The organism is Pseudomonas sp. BP8, assembly GCF_017875955.1.
GTDB lineage: Bacteria > Pseudomonadota > Gammaproteobacteria > Pseudomonadales > Pseudomonadaceae > Aquipseudomonas.
Genome location: NZ_JAGINK010000001.1, coordinates 4717608 through 4735512 on the forward strand (window position 1 = coordinate 4717608; position 17905 = coordinate 4735512).

Consider the following 17905-nt stretch of genomic DNA (forward strand, 5'->3'; position numbering starts at 1 on the left):
GGCTAAGCTAACCCCTACAACAGTGCTGGCCTCGCCGTCACTTTCCCATGGTTTAACTGCCCGGACGTATCATGCGCAGCCGCCTGTTACAGATTACTTCCTGCCTGCTGCTCTCTGTCGCCACCGCAGGTGCGGCACAGGCCCTCGATCTCAGCCAGCAACGTCAGTACTACGACGAGGCCAAGCGTGCCCTGGCCAAGGGCGACAAGGGCCCCTACCTGCGCTACGCGCAGGCCCTCAGTGACTATCCGCTGACCCCTTACCTGGCGTACGACGAGCTCACGGCTCGCCTGAAAAACGCCAGCAACGAAGAAATCGAAGGTTTCCTTGCCAAGCACGGCGACCTGCCCCAGGCCAACTGGATGAAGCTGCGCTGGTTGCGCTGGCAAGCCGAACGCGGCGACTGGAGCACCTTCGTCAAGTATTACGACCCCAAGCTCAACTTTACCGAGCTGGACTGCCTCAACGGCCAGTACTTGCTGAGCCACGGCAAGCGCGCCGAAGGCTTTGCCAGCGCCGAGAAGCTGTGGAACGTCGGCAAGTCGCAGCCCGCAGCCTGCGATGCGCTGTTCGCCATGTGGGCCGCTGAAGGCCAGCTGACCGAAGCCAAGCGCTGGGAGCGGGCCAAGCTGGCCGCTCAGGCGCGTAACTACGCCCTGGCCAACAGCCTGGTGCAGAGCCTGACCAGCCTCGGCCCGCAGGGCAAACTGCTGATCGACGTGGCGCAAAAGCCTGAACAGCTCAACCAGCCGTCGCGCTTCACCCCGGTCAACGAAGCGATGTCCGATGTGGTCAGCCTTGGCCTGCGTCGCCTGGCCCGGCAGAACCCTGAGCAGGCGATGACACTGCTCGACGACTATGCCCAGCGCATGCACTTCTCGCGCGACGAAAAAGTTGCCATCGCCCGCGAAATCGGCCTGACCCTGGCACGCCGTTATGACCCGCGCGCGCTCGACCTGATGACCCGTTACGACCCCGAGCTGCGCGACAATACCGTCACTGAATGGCGCTTGCGCCTGCTGCTGCGCCTGGGCCGCTGGGACGACGCTTACGCGCTGACCAAACGCTTGCCTGAGGAACTCGCCAGCAGCAGCCGCTGGCGCTACTGGCAAGCGCGCAGCCTCGAGCTGGCGCAGCCGAACAACCCGCAGATCCCGCTGCTGTACAAGGGCGTGGCGCGCGAGCGTGACTTCTATGGCTTCCTGGCCGCCGACCGGGCGCAGACACCGTACCAGCTGAACAACAAGCCGCTGTTGCTCAGCCCGCAGTTGCTGAACAAGGTCCGCAACACGCCAGGGGTGCGCCGTGCCCTGGAGTTCCATGCACGCGGGCAGATCGTCGAGGGGCGGCGTGAGTGGTACCACGTCAGCCGCCACTTCAACCGTGACGAGATGGTCGCCCAGGCGCGCCTGGCCTATGACCTGCGCTGGTACTTCCCGGCGATTCGTACCATCAGCCAGGCGAAGTACTGGGATGACCTGGACATCCGCTTCCCCATGGCCCACCGCGATACCCTGGTGCGTGAGGCCAAGGTGCGCGGGCTGCATTCGAGCTGGGTGTTTGCCATTACCCGCCAAGAAAGTGCTTTTATGGAAGATGCACGCTCGCCGGTCGGCGCCAGCGGCCTGATGCAGTTGATGCCGGCGACGGCCAAGGAGACTGCGCGCAAATTCAGCATTCCATTGGCCTCACCGGCGCAGGTGCTCAATCCGGACAAGAACATCCAGCTGGGTGCGGCGTACCTGAGCCAGGTACATGGGCAGTTCAACGGCAATCGGGTGTTGGCTTCGGCAGCGTATAACGCCGGGCCTGGGCGCGTGCGGCAGTGGCTCAAGGGCGCCAAGCACCTGAGTTTCGATGTGTGGGTTGAGTCGATTCCGTTTGATGAGACGCGCCAGTACGTGCAGAACGTGCTGTCGTATTCGGTGATCTACGGGCAGAAGCTGAACTCGCCGCAGCCTTTGGTGGATTGGCATGAGCGGTATTTTGACGACATGTGAGCCGTTGGGTTGGCTTTAGGGATTGTGGGCTTATCCATTTGATGTGATGACGCTTATGGCCCCTTCCGCCCTTACGGCGGGTCACTTTTTGTCTTGGAAAAAAGTACCCAAAAACCGCCTGCTCCTGCATCCGGCCCTCCGCTGCGCTCCGGGCCCCCTCGCTCCGGTCTTGCTCCGGGAGGACCGCGCTGTACGGCCCCTCCTGGGCCTCAGCGCTTTCCGGCCATCCATGGCCTCCACCTCCCTGCGCAAGACCTCCACTCGGCCTCCTGACGTCGCGAAGTTACGGGTGGCGCCTGGGCTGGCGTTGTCTTCGATAGTGGCAGGTGTGGTGGATATTCGGGCCTCTTCGCGGGGCAAGCCCGCTCCTACAGGGTCGGCGCAGATTTTGAATTCGGCGCTGTACCTGTAGGAGCGGACTTGTCCCGCGAAGAGGCCGGTACAGCCAATGCAAATCGCAGGGCGCAGCCCTGCCAGCCACCCCACAAATCCGCTGGTAAGTAAACAAAGCGAGAGCGCAGCGATTCGCCAGCCGTTGCCCTGGCTGTTGATCTTGATCTTGCTTTTGATCTACCAGCGACTTCAGGAGGCCGAGCGCAGGTCTTGCGTAGGGAGGTGGAGGCCATGGATGGCCGGAAAGCGCTGAGGCCCAGGATGGGCCGTACAGCGCGGTCCTCCCGGAGCAAGACCGGAGCGAGGGAACCCGTAGCGCAGCGAAGGGCCGTATGATGGAGCAAGCGGTTTTTGGTTACTTTTTTCCAAGAAAAAAAGTGACCCGCCGTAAGGGCGGAAGGGGCCAGAAAACCCACCACATCAAATGGATAAGCCCCCAACCCACAAGCCCCAACGTCCCCGACAATCCACGAAGAACCTTTTTATGAACCGGGCGGCCCTACCAACGCTATTCCAGCACCTCAACCCCCATCCCCAGCGCAACCTCCCCACTGCCATCCACCGCCAGGTTCTGCCCAAACAGCACATCCCCCTCACGCTCGCGGAAGGTCTTCAAGGTAGCCAAAGGCTCCCGATCAGCACTGCGCTCACCGGTCTGCGGGTCAAGTGTCGTCAGGATGCAGCGTACACTTGGCTTGAGCAGCCGAAACGTCAGGTCGCCAATGCGAATCCGCTTCCAGCCATCCTCGGCAAACGGCTCAGCGCCCTGCACCACCAGGTTGGGCCGAAACCGCAGCATCTGCATGTCCCGCCCGATCCGCCGATTGAGCTCGTCCAGCGAACCCTGACCAATCAGCAATAACGGAAAACCGTCCGGAAACGCCGCCCGATCACTGTTCACGCCGTAGCCACTGGGCAGGTAACGCGCCCGTTGCTCAGGGCAATACACCAGCCGTACAGGCTTGCCAAGCAACTCGCTGAGCCATGCCGCGGCCTCATCACCGGCATCCGGCACGCGCAGGGTGTCGCGCCAGATGGTAACGCCGCGCAGATCGTCGTCGGCACCCGGCACCGCCACTTCCAGCGGTGCCTGCCCTGGGGTCTCCAGCAGCAACTGCCCGGTTTCACCAAGGCTGGCCCGAAGCTGGGTAAGGCGCGGCCAGGCGCGCTGGGTGAGAAAGCGCCCATTCGACGCCTCTACCACCAGCCAGCGTCGATCCCCACGCAAGCCCAGCGAGTCGACTGTACAAACCTCCAGGCTCTGCGCCTGGCACGACTTCACCGGATACCGATACAACGCACTTAAAAACATCCCTGCCCGCCTGCTGCCAGTCGAAAACCCCTAGCTTATACCCGGCAGGCCATGTGCAGTCATCACACCGGTGCGTGGTCGAGCAGCAAACGTTGACGCACGACATCCACCAGGCGGTCGGGCTGGAACTTGGAAAGGAAATTGTCGCAACCGACCTTCTTCACCATCGATTCGTTGAAACTGCCCGACAACGACGTGTGCAGCACCACGTAAAGCCCGCGCAGGCGCGCATCAGCGCGAATCTCGGTGGTCAGCCGATAACCGTCCATCTCGGGCATTTCCGCATCGGTGAAGATCATCAGCAACTTCTCGCAGAGGTCCTCGCCCGCATCAGCCCATGCCTTGAGCATGCGCAGGGCCTTCAGGCCATCACTGGCCACATGCAGCTTGACCCCCAATTGGGACAAGGTGTCACGCAACTGCGCCAGGGCCACGCTGGAGTCATCGACCAGCAGCACCTCGCGCCCACGGGCACGGGCCAGGACCGGATCGGCCAGCTTGTCGCCGGAAACCTTGGCGTTGTACGGCACGATCTCTGCCAGCACCTTCTCGACGTCGATGATCTCGACCAACTGCTCCTCGACCTTGGTAATCGCCGTCAGGTAGTGCTGACGCCCGGCGCTGGTCGGCGGCGGCATGATCGCCTCCCAGTTCATGTTGACGATCCGATCGACACCGCCCACCAGGAAAGCCTGCACCGAGCGGTTGTATTCGGTGACGATGATGGTGCTGTCTGGCCCTGGCTGCAGCGGGCGCATGCCGATTGCCTGGGACAGATCTATCACCGGCAGGGTCTGGCCGCGCAAGTTGACCACGCCACAGACGAAGGCATGGCGCTGCGGCATCAGGGTCAGTTTGGGCAGTTGCAGGACTTCCTGGACCTTGAACACGTTGATCGCGAACAACTGGCGACCTGCCAGGCGGAACATCAGAATTTCCAGCCGGTTCTCACCTACCAGTTGCGTACGTTGGTCTACAGTGTCGAGAATGCCAGCCATTGCAAAGCCCCCAGGCTTGAGTCGGTAAAAATGTGATCATCCGCCCTGTATCGGCGGACTTCGGCCCAGCTTGACCCCGCGAGGAAAATGCCTGCCGGGCAATTGATATCACTTTACCATCATGATTAACTCGTGCCACTTCCTCCCCCGCACCGCAGCCGACACACGCCTATCAGGGTTTCCCCTAGATGGCAATCGGGCGCAACCTGATGTTCGCGATATCCTTTAGCCATTAATGTGACGCCATTCTCATTGCATGAACGGAGTCAGGCTTTTGTTAGCGATTGTCCCGGTGTGCCCCTTCACTGCTGCTGTCCAGCCTGCTGGACGACCATGATGGACAGCACTCCGCTGCCCCCCAGCGTACTGCAGGACTTTCTGCTGAATGCGCAGGTCTGGCTGAACACAGCCGATGAGTGCCTGCAGCACCTGCACCTGATCGTCAACGACGCTGATGCCTGCCGCTGCCTGGATGACACGCTGGCCAACCTCGCCGTGCGTGCCGACAGCTTGGGCCTGATTGAAGTCGCTGATTACACGTTCGCCCTGCGTAACCTGCTCGCCCCGGTCTGCTGCCATGGGCACCTGTTGCCCGACGTATTGCCACACGTACAGGCCTGCCTTGATCTGCTGGCCTGGCAACTGGAACTGGTCGACCCTCAGACCGGGCGCCTCAACCTCGACACCAGCGAGCAAACCCAACTGCTTGACGCACTGACAAACGTGCTTGAACAACCCCCCGCGCAAACGTGTGCGCCATGCCACGCCTGCAGCCATCCCATCGCGACTGATCAAAACAATGATCACTCGACCCGCCGCCAATGATCAGCGTTATTCACTGCTACGTGCTCTCTATTAAGCTTATGTAAGCGGATGTAAGGCCGTGTAACCGAATTTGCCGGCAATCCGCTGAAAGTTGCTGATGTTTTTACGCAATGTATCCAAAAGCGGCTAACGCTTAGTTGCAGTACGGGCATATCGCCAGCACCCGCCAACAGCACTCTACCAACCCAGCACCGTTGCGCTATCGCCCTGTAAATCCGGAGGTTTGCCACACTAACGGGCCGCGACCAATTACATGCAAAGTGATACCATGCGCGCAAACACAGGCAGGTAGTGCTGAAAGCCATCAATTGAATACGCGCTCGACGGTTAATTGAAAATCAGGACGCCAGCGCCTCGCGGGACAAGCACGTGCACGGCCTCCAACAGCAATCATCCAGTGGCTTCCCTATTTATGCTTTCACGTTTGAAGATTTACCGACGCCGCTGTTCGCGCACTGCCGTGTTGTGCTGGGTCACCGCACTACTCTGCACACTGTCGCTGGTCGCCAACCTGGTGCTGCACTATCAACACCTGCCACTGCCCCTCAGCCTGATCCTGCTGCAACTGACCGCCACCGCCGGCCTCGGCTGGCATCTGCGGCTATGGGCAAAATCGATCAACCTGCGCCCGGCCGAACTGGCCGACCGCATGCTCAAGGTCCAGGAGAGCGAGCGCCAGCGCCTGAGCCGGGAGCTGCACGATGACATCGGGCAGCTGCTCACGGCGGCCAAGCTGCAACTCGACTGGCTGCAACGGCGGGTGCCGGGCGAGCTGCACGGGCACTGCGCCACCCTGCGCACGACGCTGGACGACACCCTGAGCAATGTGCGCGATGTATCGGCTCTGCTCAATCCACGGCAACTGGCCAGTCTGGGCCTGGAGGCCAGCCTGCGCGCGCATCTGCTGCGCACCTTGGCCAACAGCGAGGTGCGCTGGAGCCTGGAGTGCCAACAGCGCCTGGACGGCATCTGCGAGGCGACCAGCATGGCTGCTTTTCGGATTACCCAGGAAGCGGTCACCAACATGCTTCGCCATGCCCAAGCGCGCAACCTGCGCATTCATTTGCAACGCACGCCCGCAGGCCTGGCTTTATCGATCGTGGACGACGGCCGTGGATTCGTACCGGTCAGCCGCCCAGCCGAGGCTGGCCAGCGTGGCATGGCCGGCATGCATGAGCGGGCGGCGGCATTGCAAGGACGTTTGTCCGTGATCAGCCAACCCGACCAAGGCACGCGTATCGAGGCTCTGTTTCCGTGGCCAGCGCGTACCCATGAACGCGCCAGGACGCACCCCGCCCCATGACCTGTAGATTATTGCTGGTAGATGACCATTCACTTATCCGCGCAGGCGTTCGTGCGCTGGTGTCTGACATCCATGGCTATACGGTGGTTGGCGAAGCCGATGACGGCGACCAACTGCTGGAACTGGTGCAACGGCTGACCCCAGACATCGTCCTGCTGGACATCTCGATGCGCTCGACCAGCGGCCTCGATGCACTGACCCACCTGCGCGGCAGTGGTCACACCTGCAAGGTGCTGATTCTGTCGATGCACACCGACCCGGCGTTGATCATGCGCGCGCTTGAAAGCGGTGCCCATGGCTACCTGCTCAAGGACACCACCGCTACCGAACTGGAGCAGGCCCTGGACGCGCTGCGCGCCGACGAGCGCTACCTGAGCCCGGCGATCGCCCATACCGTGATCAACCAGGCACTGCAGCAGGCCAACAAGGGCACGCCGACCGTTAACGAGCGGCATAACCTCACTGCACGCCAGCTTGAGATCCTGCGCCTGATCGTGCGCGGCAAGTCCACCCGGGAAATCGCCACAGGCCTGGGCTTGTCGATCAAGACCGTGGAAACCCACCGCTCGCAGGTCATGAAACGCTTGCAGATCTACGACGTCGCCGGGCTGGTACTGTTCGCGGTGCGCGAAAAGATCATCAGCCTGGACGACTGAGCAGGGGCGAATCCGCCGGCAAATGCAGACGCAGTGCTGCCGGGACCGCCTCAAAACGCAGACTGTCAGCCTGCAGCGGCTCACCATCGAGGTTGATGTCCAGCCCCTGCGAACTCTTGATTTCCACCCAGGGCAAACGCGCCCGCACGAACAAGCCTTCGCCGCCGAGCAAGTCACGCAACGCGCCGACCATCTCTTGTGGCGCCGGCAGGATACCGATATCGAGCAGGCCATCATCGGCCAGCGCATCCGGACACAACACATGCCCACCGCCGGCCTGGCGCCCGTTGCCGATGCCCAGCGCCAGCAGGTCGCCCTGCCAGTGGAAATCCGGCCCCTGCAGCTCGACCGAGGCCGCCTGCAATTCACTGAAACGCGAAAGACCGGTGAACAGATAGGCCGCCGCACCGATGACCTTTTTCAGGTCTTCCGAAGTATTGGCGGTGATCTGGCTGCCAAAGCCACCCGTGGCCATGTTCAGGAACAGCTGATCACCGACCTTGCCCAGGTCGATCGCGCGTGCGGGCTGGTCGATCAAGGCCAGCGCCTCAGCCGGCTCCAACGGCACCCCGGCGGCCTTGGCGAAATCGTTCGCCGTGCCCAGGGGCAGCAGTACCAGGCTGGCTTCGCTCTGGACCGAGCCCATGGCCTCGGCGATATCACGCAGAGTGCCATCGCCACCACCGGCGACGATGTGGCTGTAGCCGGCCTGCAGTGCCTCGCTGACCAGGCGCTGGGCATCGCCCGCCTCCCAGGTCAGACGGACATCCAACTGCCAACCGCGCTCGCGAAGCGCGACTACCGCTTCCCTGACCTGCTCGTTCAGGGCCTGCTTGCCATGCAGAACCAACATTGCCTTGCGCTCGCCCATCACGTCCCCTCCGGTAAAAGACTCCAATCTCAATCTCGACCATGGCCAACGACAAATTGCTGCACGCCGACGGCAATTGCAGCAGAAATCGAACCGATTAACCGATTACCGTTGAAAGGTGATCAGCCCAGGCGCATTATCGACAAATATTTGGCCAAACATGATTAGCCATAAAAAATAGTCATTTATTTGACCAATTGATTCGTCAGTCGTTCGACAACTACCCGGCCGTCAGCGAGGATTGGGCAGATGCGTATACTTTGGACACTGCCGTACCTGCCCTGGCCCACCACCAGCGGCTGCAAGACCCGGCAATATCACCTGCTGCGCGAGCTGGCCCAGCACGGTCACCGGATCACCTTGCTGGTGCAGTCCAAGGTTCCCCTCGGCGACACCGCCCGCGCAGCCCTCGAGCCGCTGCTCGAGCGCCTGATCGTGCTACCCAGGCGCGCACTGCACAGCCCGCTCAACCTGCTGGCCTCACCGATCATCGACTACCCCATGCGGGCGATCATTCACGGCCTGGCACCGTGCCTGCGCCACCAGTTCGAGCAGTTGCTGGATGAGCCCTGGGACGTCATTCAGATCGAGCACAGCTACAGCTTCCAGCCCTTCGAGAAAGCCCTGCAAGCCCGCGGCCTGCCCTTCATGCTCAGCGAACACACCCTGGAGTCGGAGCTTGGCGCCGCCTGCCACGATCGCCTGCCGCTCTGGCTGAGGCCACTCAATGCCTTTGACCATTGGCGCTACCGGCGCTGGGAGCAGCGGATACTCAGCCAGCCCAGCGAGGTCGTGGCGGTCAGCGCGCATGATGCCGACGTGATCGGCAAGATCAGCGGCAGGCCGGTGAACGTCGTGGTCAACGGCGTCGACTGCGACTATTACCAAGACGTGCGCGCCGCCCCGCACAGCCAGCGCCTGCTGTTTGTCGGCAACTTTGAATACGGGGCAAACCTTGAAGCTATCGAATGGGCGCTGGAAGAGATCCTGCCTCAGGTCTGGATGAGCAACCCGGCGGTACGCCTGGCGATCGCTGGGCATGCCCTGCCGGCAAGCTGGAAACTGCACTGGAACGACCCGCGCATCGAATGGATCGGCTACCGCCCCGACCTGCGTGAACTGCAGCGACGCTCGGCGCTGTTCTTCGCACCGCTACGCTATGGCGGCGGCTCCAAGGTGAAAATTCTCGAGGCGATGGCCGCCGGCCTGCCGGTAATTGCCACCAGCAAGGGCGTGTCGGGGCTGGCGCTGAACAATGGCGAGCATTACTTGGGCAGCGATGAAAGTGGCCAGCTCGCCCTGCAGATAACCCAGTTGCTCAACCAGCCGTGGCGCATGGCTCAGCTCGGCGAAACCGGGCGCCAGTTCGCTCGTCAGCGGCATGACTGGAGCGTTGCCGCGCAGCAACTGGAAACCGTGCACATGCGCCTGACCCAGGCAGCGCCGCGCACCAGCCCTGCTCCGGGCGTGCTGTTCGGGCGTTCAGCCAAGTAGCTCGCTCAAAGGAATGAACCACACGCTGTCGCCTTGTTGCGGAGTGCTGCCTTCATGCACCTCGACCAGGCCTTCGGCCCAGGCGGCACTGCGCAACACGCCAGAACTCTGGTTCTTGTAGATGCGCGCCCGGCCCTCTTCGAGACGCGCCCGCAGGTACTCACGGCGCGTACCAGCCTTGGGCCAATCGAAGCCGGCCGGGACGCTGAAGCGCAGCGGCGCGACATTCGCCACGCCTTGCCGACGCAGCAAGTAGGGCCGGGTCAGCAGGCCAAAGGTGACCAAGGTCGAGGCCGGGTTGCCGGGCAGACCGATCACCGGCACGCCGCGGTAATGACCGAAGGTCAGGGGCTTGCCCGGTTTGATCGCCAGCTTCCACAGCGCCAGCTCACCTGCTTCGCGCAGGGCGATGCCGAGGTAGTCAGCCTCGCCCACCGAGACGCCTCCGGTAGACAGAATCAGGTCGACATCGCCCAGACCAGCCAGGCAGTCGCGGGTTTGCTGCAGGTCATCGGCGATGATACCCACATCGACCACCTCACAGCCCAGGCGCTGCAGCCAGCTCGCCAGCAGCCGACGATTGCTGTTGTAGATCTGCCCAGGCCCTAATGGCAAGCCTGGCTCGACCAGTTCGTCACCGGTAGACAGCACCGCTACCCGCACCTTGCGCACCACCTCAAGTCGGGCATGCCCGAGGGTGGCGGCCAGGCCCAGCTCAATCGGCCCGAGGCGCGTGCCTGCACTCATCACCTGCTCGCCAATGCGGGTTTCCTGACCCTGCGGGCGAACGTTCTGCTGGGCCCGCAGCGGCTCGAGGAAGCGCACCCGGCCATCGTCCAGTACTTCGGTGTTTTCCTGCATTTCGACGCAGTCGGCGCCTTCGGGCAGCGGCGCGCCGGTGAAAATTCGCGCACAGCTGCCCGCCTGCAAGGGCTGCGGGGCATGGCCGGCAAAAATCCGTTGGCTCACTGGCAGCGGTTCGCCATGCCCGTCGGCGAGGCGCAAGGCATAGCCATCCATGGCACTGTTCGGCCACGGTGGCAGGTCGAGCTCTGCCACCAGGTCCTGCGCCAGAACGCGACCTTCGGCATCGGCCAGGGCGACGGTTTCGGTCGCGCGGATCGGCGCCGACTCGGCCAGCGCCAATAGCCGTTCGAGCGCCTCTTCCACCGGCATCAGCGGGCGCGGCTGCAGCGCCTCAACCACGGCTTTCACAGGCCGCCGCCTGCTTCAGGTGAGCGACGAAGTTGCACGGCCGATGGCGGGCATCGAGTTGTTCGGCAAGGATCCCGTCCCAACCGGTGCGCACGGCATTGGTCGAGCCCGGCAGACAGCAGACCAGCGTGCCATTGGCCAGCCCGGCGAGGGCACGCGACTGTACGGTAGAGGTGCCGATGTCGGCCACCGAGATCTGCCGGAACAGTTCACCGAAGCCATCCACCTGTTTGTCCAGCAGGCAGGCGACCGCCTCGGGGGTACTGTCACGGCCGGTGAAGCCGGTGCCGCCAGTAACCAGTACGACCTGCACCTGGTCATCGGCGACCCAGGTGGCAACCTGAGCGCGAATCTTGTACAGATCGTCCTTGAGCAGCACGCGCTCCGCCAGCAAATGACCGGCGCCCGTCAGGCGGTCGACGAACAATTGGCCTGAAGTGTCTGTTTCAAAGGTGCGGGTATCGCTGACCGTGAGCACGGCGATGTTCAGCGGCACGAAAGGAGTATCTGCCTTGGCTTTCATGGGGGTCCGTCGCAGGGAAAGAAAGGGATGGCCCTTGTTATATCACAGGCCACCGCCGCCACGAGCCGAGGCGTTGCGCTTGATCAATGGCAGGGCATTGGCGCTATGCTCCACTGTGCAAGGAACTTGCTTGGACGCCCCGCGTCTTACTGTCATCAAGCACCATTGAACTGGAGAAACATGATGATTCAACGGACCCTTCCCGCCTTTATGCTCGCACTGGGCCTTGGCGCCCTCGCTGGCTGTGCTTCGCCGACCGTCATCACCCTGAATGACGGCCGCGAGATCCAGGCGGTGGACACCCCATCCTATGACGACGACGCCGGCTTCTACGAATTCGAGCAGCTCGATGGCAAGCGTACGCGCATCAATAAAGACCAGATCCGTACCGTGAAAGAGCTCTGATCTGGGGCTGTTTTTTGGCAAACAGTCTTTTTACAACAAGGGCTTGCGTCGGAAAATAGCTTGCAGTAGGATTTTGTTCATCGGAGTGTAGCGCAGCCAGGTAGCGCGTCTCGTTCGGGACGAGAAGGCCGCAGGTTCGAATCCTGTCTCTCCGACCACATCCTGCTCACAAAAAGCCCGCCTTGCGCGGGCTTTTTGTTGTGTCCGCATTGGGTGCCGCTTCCACCAGGACTGTGTACGCCTGCAAAGCGCCGCGGTCCGACCCTGTGGGAGCGGCCTTGTGTCGCGAAAGGGGCGCGCAGCGCCCCCCCGAGATTACTGGCCTCCATAATCAATCCGGAGGTAACGCAAACACCTTGAAAGGGCTGGGCCTTACGCCCCAGCACCCACCTGCACCAACGCCTGCTCAGCCTGTACCGGCACGAACAGCAACTGCAAGCGCGCACTGCTCCACTCGCGGGTCTTGTTGGTCAGCTCCAGGTTGTTGTTCAGCTTCTGCCCGTAGGTAGGCACGATCTCTTTCAGCTTGGCCTGCCACTCAGGGCTCTTGACGCGGTCCTTGAAGGTCTTTTCCAGCACCGTCAGCATGATCGGCGCGGCGGTCGAAGCGCCTGGGGATGCACCCAGCAGCGCCGCGATGGTGCCGTCCTGGGAAGCAACCACTTCAGTACCGAACTGCAAGATGCCACCGTGCTCCGGATCCTTCTTGATCACCTGTACGCGCTGGCCGGCCTGGAGCAGTTTCCAGTCCTCGTTCTTGGCGTTCGGGAAGTACTCGCGCAGGTTGGCCATGCGGTCATCGAAGCTGAGCATCAACTGACCCATCAGGTAAGTGCTGAGGTCGATGTTGTCGATCCCGGCATGCAGCATCGGGCTGATGTTGTGGCTGGTCAGCGAAGCGAACATGTCCAGCAGCGAACCATTTTTCAGGTATTTGGTGGAGAAGGTCGCGAACGGCCCGAACAGCAGTACTTCCTTGCCATCGATCACGCGGGTGTCGAGGTGCGGCACCGACATCGGCGGTGCGCCCACCGAGGCCTTGCCGTACAGCTTGGCCTTGTGGCGGGCGACGATGTCCGGGTTGTCAGTCATCAGGAACTGGCCACCGACCGGGAAGCCGGCATAGCCTTCAGCTTCCGGAATACCGGATTTTTGCAGCAGCTTGAGCGCACCACCTCCGGCGCCGATGAACACGAACTTGGCGTTGACGCTGGTTTGCGTGCCGCCGTTGGCGAGGTCTGCCACCACGACATTCCACGAACCGTCGTCGGCGCGGACGATGTCGCGCACTTCATGGCGCAGGTGCATCTGGACGTTAGGGTTGCGCGCCATCGAGGCGAACAACTGACGGGTAATCTCGCCAAAGTTGACGTCGGTACCAATGGCCATGCGGGTAGCGGCAACCTTCTGCTCCGGCGAACGGCCTTCCATCACCAGCGGGACCCACTTGCGGATCTGCTCGTGGTCTTCGGAGATTTCCATGCCGCGGAACAGCGAACTGTGCTGCAGGGCAGCGACGCGCTTGTGCAGGAAGGCAATGTTGTCCTCACCCCAGACAAAGCTCATGTGCGGCACGTTGTTGATGAACGATTTCGGGTTGCTGAGCACGCCCTGCTCGACCTGATAGGCCCAGAACTGCTTGGAGATCTCGAACTGTTCGTTGACCCCAACCGCCTTGCTGATGTCGATGTTGCCGTCTTTGCCTTCGCTGGTGTAGTTCAGCTCGCAGAACGCCGAGTGGCCGGTGCCGGCGTTGTTCCAGGCGTTGGAGCTTTCTTCGGCAACCTGATCCATGCGCTCGTAAACGTCGACTTTCCACTCGGGTTGCAATTCGGTGAGGTAGGTCCCCAGGCTCGCACTCATGATGCCGCCGCCGATCAGCAGGACATCGACGGACTTTTGCGGTTCGGCAGGCTTGGAGCAGCCGATGACGCTCAGGCAAGCAAGCGTCAGCAGGATTTTTTTCATTGTTCAATCCAATTGAGGTGAAGTGACTGGCAGACCGCTCCCCCTCTGTACGCCCGGATTATGGTTGTGGCGGGGCTGATTCTGCCGTCAGCCGCTGCCTGGGGTATCAATGGATCGAGAGACGATCGCCGCCCGGCCCTTAAGCAGGGTCCGTGCCAGCTCGCGCTAGACCAATGTCTAACAGGTGGGACGCTTGGTCGCACCCCAAGCGGGGCTGTTGTTATGGCGACAATCCGCCACAGCCGAGGCCTGAATTGCCGGCAAGTGGCGGATTTCCCCATCATGTTTTTCGTAAGGGATTCGCGGCCTCTGTGGTAGCGGCCTTGCGTCGCGATGGGCCGCGCAGCGGCCCCGGCGGTCTATCAGGCGGACAGCCGCGAGGTGACCTCACCCAATTGCCCAGACAACCCATGCAACCGTTGCCCGGCCTGCTCGGTATGCGCCACCGCCTGCTGATTGGCCGTGGCAATGCGGGTGATCTCGATCAGGTTGCGGGAGATATCTTCGGCAACGCTGGTCTGCTCCTCGGCTGCCGTGGCGATCTGCCGGTTCATGTCGCGAATCGCCTCCACGGCAAGGGTAATCCGCTGCAGCATCTGCCCGGCCTGCTGCACCTGCTCGCCGCCCTCCTCGCTGCGCCTCTGGCCACTCTCGATGGCCTTGACCGCCTCCAGCGCGCCGGATTGCACCGCTTCGATGATCTGGTGGATCTCGGCAATTGACGCTGCGGTGCGCTGGGCCAGGCTACGCACTTCATCGGCCACCACGGCAAACCCTCGCCCCGCCTCACCCGCGCGGGCGGCTTCAATGGCAGCATTGAGCGCCAGCAGGTTGGTCTGCTCGGCGATGCCACGAATGACTTCAAGGACCTTGCCGATCCGCGTGCTGTCATGCTCAAGGTCACGGATCACCGCGGCCGTGCCGGCGATCTCGCGGTTGACGTTGGCAATCGTGGCGATGGTCGCCTGCATCACTTGCTCGCCTGCCTGGGCACTGTGATCGGCATCGTCGGCTGCACGCGCCGCTTCAGCGGCATGCCGCGCCACCTCCTGGGCAGTGGCCGACATCTCGTGCATGGCCGTGGCCACCTGATCAGTGCGCTGAAACTGATCCTGGGTGCCCCGCGCCATGTCCCCGGCCAGGCTACGCAACTGGCCGCTGGCACCCTCCAGTTCGTCGGCATTGCCCTTGAGCCGGCCAATGGTCTCGGCGAGAAAGTCGCGCAGGGTATTGGCCGCCCGCGCCAGGCGACCCAGCTCATCCTCGCGACGCGCATCGACCCGCGCGGCAAAGCGCCCTTGGCTCAACTGCGCCACGTACTCGATCAGTTGCCGGATCGGTTCGATCAGGCTGCGGTTGATCAGCCACAGGCTCAACAAGCCCACCAACACCGCCGAGCCCAGCATCACCAGCAGGCCAATCCAGACGGTACGCTGCGCGGTGTGGTTGATCTCGGCGGCGCGCGCGTGGGCCGTGCTGCGCAACTGCTCGACCAGCACACTCATCTGCTCGCTGGCCGCTCGATCGACGCCCTTCACGGCGACGTCACCGGCCAGCGGATCGCCGCCCGCCGCAACAAACGCCTGGCGCCCTTGAACATACGCCTGGCCAAGCTGGCGGTGACTGTCGCGCAGTTGCTGCAGGGCAGCCCTGAGCTCGCCGTCACTGCCCTCGATCAACTGCCCGAGCAATTGCTGCACCTGCTGCTCACGGGCCTGAAACTGCTGCCAGTACTTGTCCAGTTCGGCAGGCTGACGACCGCGCAGCAGCACGTTCTTCCACTCCTGCACCTGCACTTTGAACTGCAGATTGGCCTCGTCGATCAGCTGCGAGGCGCGCAGCGGGCCATCGACCAGCTCGGCATAGCCACGCACGCTTGAAGACAGGAACTGGAAGCACACCAGCGCGATCAGCAGGATCGCCGCCAGGCTGCCACCCAGCAGAGAAAGGATTTGCACGCGGAGGGATTTACGCAACATCGCGGATCTCGGGAACAAGGAGGGAAAGAAAACGGCGCTGTACCACAGCGCCGCGACAGACATCCTTGTCCTCGTTCGCGGGGCAAAAAAAAGCTGCCATCGGTTCGATAGCAGCCAGATCAAGCACACGTAACAGCCGAGCCAGATAGTCTCAGGCAATTGCTACAGAAATGTTACACGGGCATGTCGGGACGCCCTTCAGTTCGAGGTGAACTGCAGCTCGGCAAGCCGTGCATACAACGGGCTTTCCTCGATCAACTGACGATGACTGCCCACCGCGACGATTCGTCCTTTGTCGATGACGGCAATCCGATCAGCATGCTGAACCGTGGCCAGCCGGTGGGCGATGACCACGGTCGTGCGGCCAGCCATGAGGCTCGGCAAGGCCTGCTGGATGAGGTGCTCGCTCTGCGCATCGAGGGCGCTGGTGGCCTCGTCGAGGAGCAGGATCGGCGCATCCACCAGCAACGCCCGGGCAATCGCCAGACGCTGCCGTTGGCCGCCCGAAAGGCCAATACCGCCCTCCCCCAACAACGTCTGATAGCCCTGCGGCAACTGCTCGATGAATGCATGCGCATGAGCACCGCGAGCGGCCGCCTCGACCTCGGCAAGGCTGGCCTCAGGGCGACCGTAGCGGATGTTGGCCTCCACCGTGCCACGGAACAGCGCCGGATTTTGCGCGACCAGCGCGAACTGGCGGCGTAACACGGCCGGATCCAGCGCAGTGAGCGCCTGCCCATCGAGGAGAATGCTGCCCTGCTGCGGGTCATAGAACCGCAGCAGCAGGTCGAACAGGGTCGACTTGCCCGCCCCGGACGGCCCCACCAATGCCAGGGTCTGGCCCGGTTCAACCAGCAGACTCAAGCCATCCAGCGCCGCTACCGTGGGCCGCGATGGGTAGGCAAAGCGCACATCACGCAACTCGATACGGCCACTGGCGCGCAGCCCAGGCAGATCGACACGCTCAGCCGGCGGCAGGATCGAACTCTGCGCCGCCAGCAGTTCGGCCACCCGCTCTGCCGCACCGGCGGCGCGCTGCAACTCGCCGATCACTTCGCTGAGGGTGCCAAAGGCGCTGCCGACGATCAGGCTGTAGAAGACGAAAGCGGCCAACTCACCACTGGAGATGCGCCCGGCGATCACGTCCATACCCCCGACCCAGAGCATCACCCCCACCGCCCCGAGCACCAGCACGATCACCAGGGTGATCAACCAGGCTCGCTGGGCAATCCGTTGTCGAGCGATGCTGAACGCGGCCTCGACCGTCTCGGCAAAGCGCTCGCGGTCCAGCGGCTGGTGATTGTAGGCCTGCACCGTCTTGATCTGGCCAAGCGTCTCGGCCACATAGCTGCCGACATCGGCCACGCGGTCCTGGCTTTGCCGGGACAAGCTGCGCACGCGGCGGCCAAACAGCAGGATCGGCGCCAGCACCAGCGGCAGCGCCAGGACGACGATACTGGTGAGCTTGGGGTTGGTGATGAACAGCAGCACCACCCCGCCGATCACCATCAGCGCGTTACGCAGGAACATCGACAACGACGAGCCGATCACCGACTGCAGCAAGGTGGTGTCGGCAGTGAGCCGTGACTGGATCTCGGAGCTGCGATTGTCCTCGAAAAAGCCTGGGTGCAGGCCAATCAGATGGTCAAACACCGCCCGGCGGATATCGGCCACACAGCGTTCTCCGATCCACGACACCAGGTAGAAGCGGCTGAAGGTGCCCACCGCCAGTGCCAGCACCAGCAGCATGAACAGCCCGATGGTTTGATTGAGCTGGTGCGCCGAGCCGGTCATGAAGCCTTGATCAACCAACAGACGGATACCTTGGCCCATCGACAGGGTAATCGCCGCCGTGAGCACCAGCGCGAGCAATGCCAGCAGCATCTGTTTGCGGTAGGGGCGCAGGAAGTGCCAACCCAGGCGCAAGGCGCGACGCTGGCGAGGGGAAACAGGTTCGGGCATG

Annotated in this window: 14 protein-coding genes and 1 tRNA gene; 7 read left to right on the forward strand and 8 right to left on the reverse strand. The window is 62.7% G+C overall.

The genetic code is table 11. The annotated features are described in order from the left end of the window. Nucleotides 1–71 precede the first annotated feature (71 nt). Nucleotides 72–2000: a transglycosylase SLT domain-containing protein gene (locus tag J3B00_RS20700; RefSeq protein ID WP_209871177.1), complete on the forward strand. Its 1929-nt coding sequence runs from the start codon at nt 72–74 to the stop codon at nt 1998–2000. 901 nt (nt 2001–2901) lie between these two features. Here J3B00_RS20700 and J3B00_RS20705 read toward each other — a convergent pair. Then, on the reverse strand, nt 2902–3705 hold the full coding sequence (locus J3B00_RS20705; RefSeq protein WP_209871180.1) for an MOSC domain-containing protein: 804 nt from the start codon (nt 3703–3705) through the stop codon (nt 2902–2904). Nucleotides 3706–3767: 62 nt separating this feature from the next. Beyond that, nucleotides 3768–4703: a chemotaxis protein CheV gene (locus tag J3B00_RS20710; RefSeq protein ID WP_209871183.1), complete on the reverse strand. Its 936-nt coding sequence runs from the start codon at nt 4701–4703 to the stop codon at nt 3768–3770. A 333-nt stretch (nt 4704–5036) separates the two neighbouring features. On the opposite strand from J3B00_RS20710, the gene J3B00_RS20715 reads away from it, so the two are divergent. From J3B00_RS20715 to J3B00_RS20725, 3 genes are all read left to right on the forward strand, one after another. Continuing rightward, nucleotides 5037–5528, forward strand: coding sequence for a histidine kinase (locus J3B00_RS20715; RefSeq protein WP_348635969.1), 492 nt, complete (start codon nt 5037–5039; stop codon nt 5526–5528). Nucleotides 5529–5940: 412 nt separating this feature from the next. Continuing rightward, nucleotides 5941–6831, forward strand: a complete 891-nt coding sequence (locus J3B00_RS20720) for a histidine kinase (RefSeq protein WP_209871186.1) — start codon at nt 5941–5943, stop codon at nt 6829–6831. After that, nucleotides 6828–7487 (forward strand): response regulator transcription factor, encoded by a 660-nt coding sequence (locus J3B00_RS20725; protein ID WP_209871190.1) that lies wholly within the window; start codon nt 6828–6830, stop codon nt 7485–7487. The genes J3B00_RS20720 and J3B00_RS20725 overlap by 4 nt, the downstream gene beginning before the upstream one ends. Here J3B00_RS20725 and yegS read toward each other — a convergent pair. Next, entirely contained in the window at nt 7471–8358 is an 888-nt protein-coding gene (gene yegS / locus J3B00_RS20730) for a lipid kinase YegS (protein WP_209871194.1), read from the reverse strand. The genes J3B00_RS20725 and yegS overlap by 17 nt on opposite strands. A gap of 249 nt (nt 8359–8607) precedes the next feature. Here yegS and J3B00_RS20735 point away from each other — a divergent pair, with 249 nt between their 5' ends. Next, the gene (locus J3B00_RS20735) at nt 8608–9852 is read left to right on the forward strand and encodes a glycosyltransferase family 4 protein (protein ID WP_209871197.1); all 1245 of its coding nucleotides are present in this window, start codon (nt 8608–8610) and stop codon (nt 9850–9852) included. Here the strand turns inward: J3B00_RS20735 and glp are convergent. Together glp and moaB are read right to left on the reverse strand one after the other, a co-directional pair. Then, nucleotides 9841–11028 carry a gephyrin-like molybdotransferase Glp gene (gene glp / locus J3B00_RS20740; RefSeq protein ID WP_209875063.1) on the reverse strand — a complete coding sequence of 396 codons (1188 nt, stop codon included), beginning with the start codon at nt 11026–11028 and terminating at the stop codon, nt 9841–9843. The two genes, J3B00_RS20735 and glp, sit on opposite strands and share 12 nt — an antisense overlap. A gap of 22 nt (nt 11029–11050) precedes the next feature. After that, complete coding sequence (gene moaB, locus J3B00_RS20745) at nt 11051–11590, reverse strand: molybdenum cofactor biosynthesis protein B (RefSeq protein ID WP_209871200.1); 540 nt, start codon at nt 11588–11590, stop codon at nt 11051–11053. Between the two features lie 183 nt (nt 11591–11773). Here moaB and J3B00_RS20750 point away from each other — a divergent pair, with 183 nt between their 5' ends. Both J3B00_RS20750 and J3B00_RS20755 read left to right on the forward strand, forming a co-directional pair. Continuing rightward, on the forward strand, nt 11774–11995 hold the full coding sequence (locus J3B00_RS20750) for a YgdI/YgdR family lipoprotein (RefSeq protein ID WP_209875066.1): 222 nt from the start codon (nt 11774–11776) through the stop codon (nt 11993–11995). 81 nt (nt 11996–12076) lie between these two features. Beyond that, nucleotides 12077–12153: transfer RNA gene (locus J3B00_RS20755), tRNA-Pro, on the forward strand. A gap of 214 nt (nt 12154–12367) precedes the next feature. On the opposite strand, the gene mqo is transcribed toward J3B00_RS20755, so the two are convergent. From mqo to J3B00_RS20770, 3 genes are all read right to left on the reverse strand, one after another. Next, entirely contained in the window at nt 12368–13963 is a 1596-nt protein-coding gene (mqo, locus tag J3B00_RS20760; RefSeq protein ID WP_209871203.1) for a malate dehydrogenase (quinone), read from the reverse strand. Nucleotides 13964–14325: 362 nt separating this feature from the next. Continuing rightward, complete coding sequence (locus tag J3B00_RS20765) at nt 14326–15942, reverse strand: methyl-accepting chemotaxis protein (protein ID WP_209871206.1); 1617 nt, start codon at nt 15940–15942, stop codon at nt 14326–14328. A gap of 198 nt (nt 15943–16140) precedes the next feature. Beyond that, complete coding sequence (locus tag J3B00_RS20770) at nt 16141–17904, reverse strand: ABC transporter transmembrane domain-containing protein (protein WP_209871209.1); 1764 nt, start codon at nt 17902–17904, stop codon at nt 16141–16143. Nucleotide 17905: the final 1 nt, after the last annotated feature.

Excerpts from the sequence above, each read along its gene's own strand:
- J3B00_RS20715 (WP_348635969.1), top strand. The coding sequence starts at position 5,037 with ATGATGGACAGCACTCCGCTGCCCCCCAGCGTACTGCAGGACTTTCTG.
- glp (WP_209875063.1), bottom strand. The coding sequence starts at position 11,028 with ATGCCGGTGGAAGAGGCGCTCGAACGGCTATTGGCGCTGGCCGAGTCG.
- J3B00_RS20750 (WP_209875066.1), top strand. The coding sequence starts at position 11,774 with ATGATTCAACGGACCCTTCCCGCCTTTATGCTCGCACTGGGCCTTGGC.
- moaB (WP_209871200.1), bottom strand. The coding sequence starts at position 11,590 with ATGAAAGCCAAGGCAGATACTCCTTTCGTGCCGCTGAACATCGCCGTG.
- yegS (WP_209871194.1), bottom strand. The coding sequence starts at position 8,358 with ATGGGCGAGCGCAAGGCAATGTTGGTTCTGCATGGCAAGCAGGCCCTG.
- J3B00_RS20705 (WP_209871180.1), bottom strand. The coding sequence starts at position 3,705 with ATGTTTTTAAGTGCGTTGTATCGGTATCCGGTGAAGTCGTGCCAGGCG.
- J3B00_RS20720 (WP_209871186.1), top strand. The coding sequence starts at position 5,941 with ATGCTTTCACGTTTGAAGATTTACCGACGCCGCTGTTCGCGCACTGCC.
- J3B00_RS20710 (WP_209871183.1), bottom strand. The coding sequence starts at position 4,703 with ATGGCTGGCATTCTCGACACTGTAGACCAACGTACGCAACTGGTAGGT.
- J3B00_RS20770 (WP_209871209.1), bottom strand. The coding sequence starts at position 17,904 with ATGCCCGAACCTGTTTCCCCTCGCCAGCGTCGCGCCTTGCGCCTGGGT.
- J3B00_RS20735 (WP_209871197.1), top strand. The coding sequence starts at position 8,608 with ATGCGTATACTTTGGACACTGCCGTACCTGCCCTGGCCCACCACCAGC.
- mqo (WP_209871203.1), bottom strand. The coding sequence starts at position 13,963 with ATGAAAAAAATCCTGCTGACGCTTGCTTGCCTGAGCGTCATCGGCTGC.
- J3B00_RS20765 (WP_209871206.1), bottom strand. The coding sequence starts at position 15,942 with ATGTTGCGTAAATCCCTCCGCGTGCAAATCCTTTCTCTGCTGGGTGGC.
- J3B00_RS20725 (WP_209871190.1), top strand. The coding sequence starts at position 6,828 with ATGACCTGTAGATTATTGCTGGTAGATGACCATTCACTTATCCGCGCA.
- J3B00_RS20700 (WP_209871177.1), top strand. The coding sequence starts at position 72 with ATGCGCAGCCGCCTGTTACAGATTACTTCCTGCCTGCTGCTCTCTGTC.